We start from the raw sequence: 2,543 nt of genomic DNA on the forward strand, positions 1-2,543 counted from the left end.
CGGTGCGCTGGCCTGAATGTCCAGCTTCTTCCCCTGGCCGTCCGCGCAAGGCGCGTCTTGATAGACAACCCTGCCATCCGGACCCTTGCATTTGTTGACGGCAAAGGCTGGTGCCATGGCTACGGCCAGGACAGCAAATGCGATGCAGTGCTTCATTCTCGATCTCCATCCAACTCTTACTTCGGCTGCTTTATACCCCAGGCAATGTTCATCCTGGCAAAGTTGGACGACCGATACCGGGCGGGCATGGCGTCGTGTATTCAACGATATCAATGCCTTGGTAGGTTAGCTTCAAACGCCATAACTCGTGGTATGCAGTGATGACTAGTAGACCGTGCTCTGCCAAGTAGTCAAGTTCGCGCCGCAACTCATGCGTGGTCACGTCCGCGTACACCGATTGAACAAGCGGAAGTAGCGCTGCATCCGCCATTTGTTGTGGGCGGGCTGCATCTAAATGCAGAAGACTTAACCAGCGCACCTGTTCCCGCTTGGCACGTTGCTGTCCAGCAACTAGTGCGGGCAGACTGCCGAAGACAGCGAATGTGGTGGCGGCGGCGGATTTAGGCACTGCGCCTCCCTGTGCCAGACCCCTTCGATTGCGCTGCAGCAGAGGCTGCGGCCTCAATGATCTTGCGGCCTGACTCGTCGGTGTGCTCGTAGTTGTCCAGCAGGGCTCGCTGGCGTGGCGGAAGGGCGGAGATGGGATGAGGTGCGGCTGCCATTGCACCGCCAACGCGCTGTCCCGTCAGAACATAGGCGATATCTACACCGATAGCGGCAGCGGCGATCAGATACGCGCCGCCTGGAATGTTGTGGTCGTTCTCGAAATTGAACTGGGCTTTTTTCGACACCCCGCAAGCCGTAAAGAACGCGGCCTGAGTCATCCCCAGGCGTTCCCGCTCTTCCACCAAACGACGACCAACGCTCATAGATAAAAAACCTCTTGCATTGGGGTAGTTAACTACCCCATAATCTTGCTTAACACGGCACTAGCTGCCGACACATTAACAAGTTAAGCAGAAGGGTAGCAGATGCATCCGGAAGAAATCAAAGCCGCATTGCGCATCAAGGGCGTCACGCTCACGGCGCTGGCCGGCGAGCTGAAGTTGTCGCGCTCCATGGTCACCCAGGTCATCTATGGGTATGCCCGCTCCCGCAGGGTGCAGGAGCGCATTGCAAAAATCATCGGCAAGCCGATCAACGCAATTTGGTTGACGCAAAAGCCACGGCTGCGGCGACAGAAAGACAAGCTCGGCTTGACGGCGGATGACATCGTTGCAGGGGCCGTGGCATGACTCACAAGACCATCCCTCTCGATGCCGTGCGCAACGCCCTGATGTGCGCTGTCATCAAGCAAAAAACAGCAGGGCGAGAAGTGGGCGGAAAGCCCATGGGCCGCGTAGCTGCATACACGTACTACGCGCCATTCACGTCAGTAACGTGCCGCAATGTGCAGCGGGGAAAGCGGTACAAGGAAATCCCCGGAATGAACTTCGGCGTGATGCACTGCGGCGACATAGATCGCTTGATTGATCGCATCAACAGGAACGAGGTGCGCCGCACCTGGGGCGTGGGCATACGCGCCCTGCGGGCCGATATCGCCGGCGGAGTGATGCGATGAATACCCGTACCGAGAGCGCAGACCCCGCTGCCGCAGCCCAGCCGCGCCTACCGCAGCCAGCGCGCCGCGTCTGCGACCTGCTGCGCCTGCTGGCCGGCCACGAGCTGCTGGGCTTGCCGCCCGGCGACATTGCAAAGGGCCTCGGCGTGAACCCTTCCTGGGTATCCGTCACCCTGCCGGCGCTCGAAGCGGAAACCGGCTTTGTCGAGCGCGTTCCAGGCGCAAACCGCTGGCGCCTGGGCGTGCCGCTGGTGCGCATTGCCACCACGGTAGCCACCAACCTGAACACAGCGCGGCGGCAGATCGACGAGATCAGCTCCCGCTATTCCACCCCCCTTTAACCCAACCACCTGCAAAAGCATTCCATGGCACGCAAACCCAACCCCGCACCGCAAAGCAAAGAACCCATCTTCCGCGAGGACGAAATCGCCCGCGATGTCAGCGCCGCAAATGCGCTGGCGTTGATCAACCAGGAGCAGGCTGCGCGCGTCAGCGCCCTGGCGTTGCAGCTCAACTACAGCGGCTCTACTGACCCGGCTGTGCTGGAGAACTCTGCGCAGGAGGCGATGCGCCGCATGGGCATGACGATCTTCGAGCTGGGCGCGTATTTGCTGCTACTGCGAGAGAGCTGCGCGCACGGATCATTCCTACCATCGCTGGAGCGAATTGGCATTGCTCCAGTCACTGCGCAGCGGTACATGAACGTGACGCGCAGGTTCGCAAATGCGTCGTCTACGACGCATTTGGAGAAGGCTGGTATCCAAAAGATGGCCGAGCTTCTCCCGCTCGAAGATGGCCAGCTCGAAGAACTCACTGAATTCGGCCAGACCGGCGAGCTGGCCCTAGACGACGTTGCGCGCATGTCTGTCAAAGAGCTGCGCGCCGCTGTGCGCAAGGAGCGGCAGGAAGCAGAAAAGCAAAA

At 59.9% G+C, this 2,543-nt stretch carries 6 protein-coding genes and 1 pseudogene; 4 read left to right on the top strand and 3 right to left on the bottom strand.

From position 1 onward, the window contains the following. The 3 genes from PY257_RS16290 to PY257_RS00635 form a co-directional block, all read right to left on the bottom strand. On the bottom strand, positions 1-156 hold a 156-nt coding region (locus PY257_RS16290), incomplete at its 3' end, for a DUF4124 domain-containing protein (RefSeq protein ID WP_419095634.1). A gap of 52 nt (positions 157-208) precedes the next feature. Then, positions 209-568 carry a hypothetical protein gene (locus tag PY257_RS00630; RefSeq protein WP_275737737.1) on the bottom strand — a complete coding sequence of 120 codons (360 nt, stop codon included), beginning with the start codon at positions 566-568 and terminating at the stop codon, positions 209-211. Continuing rightward, a complete protein-coding gene (locus PY257_RS00635; RefSeq protein WP_275737740.1) occupies positions 561-929 on the bottom strand; it encodes a helix-turn-helix domain-containing protein in 369 nt (122 codons plus the stop codon). Before PY257_RS00635 ends, PY257_RS00630 begins: the two co-directional genes overlap by 8 nt. 102 nt (positions 930-1,031) lie before the next feature. Here PY257_RS00635 and PY257_RS00640 point away from each other — a divergent pair, with 102 nt between their 5' ends. From PY257_RS00640 to PY257_RS00655, 4 genes and pseudogenes are all read left to right on the top strand, one after another. Further along, positions 1,032-1,295, top strand: a complete 264-nt coding sequence (locus tag PY257_RS00640; protein WP_275737742.1) for a helix-turn-helix domain-containing protein — start codon at positions 1,032-1,034, stop codon at positions 1,293-1,295. Next, positions 1,292-1,621: a hypothetical protein gene (locus PY257_RS00645; protein WP_275737744.1), complete on the top strand. Its 330-nt coding sequence runs from the start codon at positions 1,292-1,294 to the stop codon at positions 1,619-1,621. The genes PY257_RS00640 and PY257_RS00645 overlap by 4 nt, the downstream gene beginning before the upstream one ends. Beyond that, positions 1,618-1,962 carry an IclR family transcriptional regulator gene (locus PY257_RS00650; protein ID WP_275737746.1) on the top strand — a complete coding sequence of 115 codons (345 nt, stop codon included), beginning with the start codon at positions 1,618-1,620 and terminating at the stop codon, positions 1,960-1,962. Before PY257_RS00645 ends, PY257_RS00650 begins: the two co-directional genes overlap by 4 nt. Before the next feature lie 24 nt (positions 1,963-1,986). Then, positions 1,987-2,543, top strand: a pseudogene (locus tag PY257_RS00655) (hypothetical protein); the annotation flags it as partial.

The sequence above is a fragment of the Curvibacter soli genome (assembly GCF_029211125.1).
GTDB lineage: Bacteria > Pseudomonadota > Gammaproteobacteria > Burkholderiales > Burkholderiaceae_C > Curvibacter_A > Curvibacter_A soli.

What these genes read in the sequence shown, in the direction of transcription:
- PY257_RS00640 (WP_275737742.1), top strand. Translation starts at nt 1,032, where the DNA reads ATGCATCCGGAAGAAATCAAAGCCGCATTGCGCATCAAGGGCGTCACG.
- PY257_RS00645 (WP_275737744.1), top strand. Translation starts at nt 1,292, where the DNA reads ATGACTCACAAGACCATCCCTCTCGATGCCGTGCGCAACGCCCTGATG.
- PY257_RS00635 (WP_275737740.1), bottom strand. Translation starts at nt 929, where the DNA reads ATGAGCGTTGGTCGTCGTTTGGTGGAAGAGCGGGAACGCCTGGGGATG.
- PY257_RS00650 (WP_275737746.1), top strand. Translation starts at nt 1,618, where the DNA reads ATGAATACCCGTACCGAGAGCGCAGACCCCGCTGCCGCAGCCCAGCCG.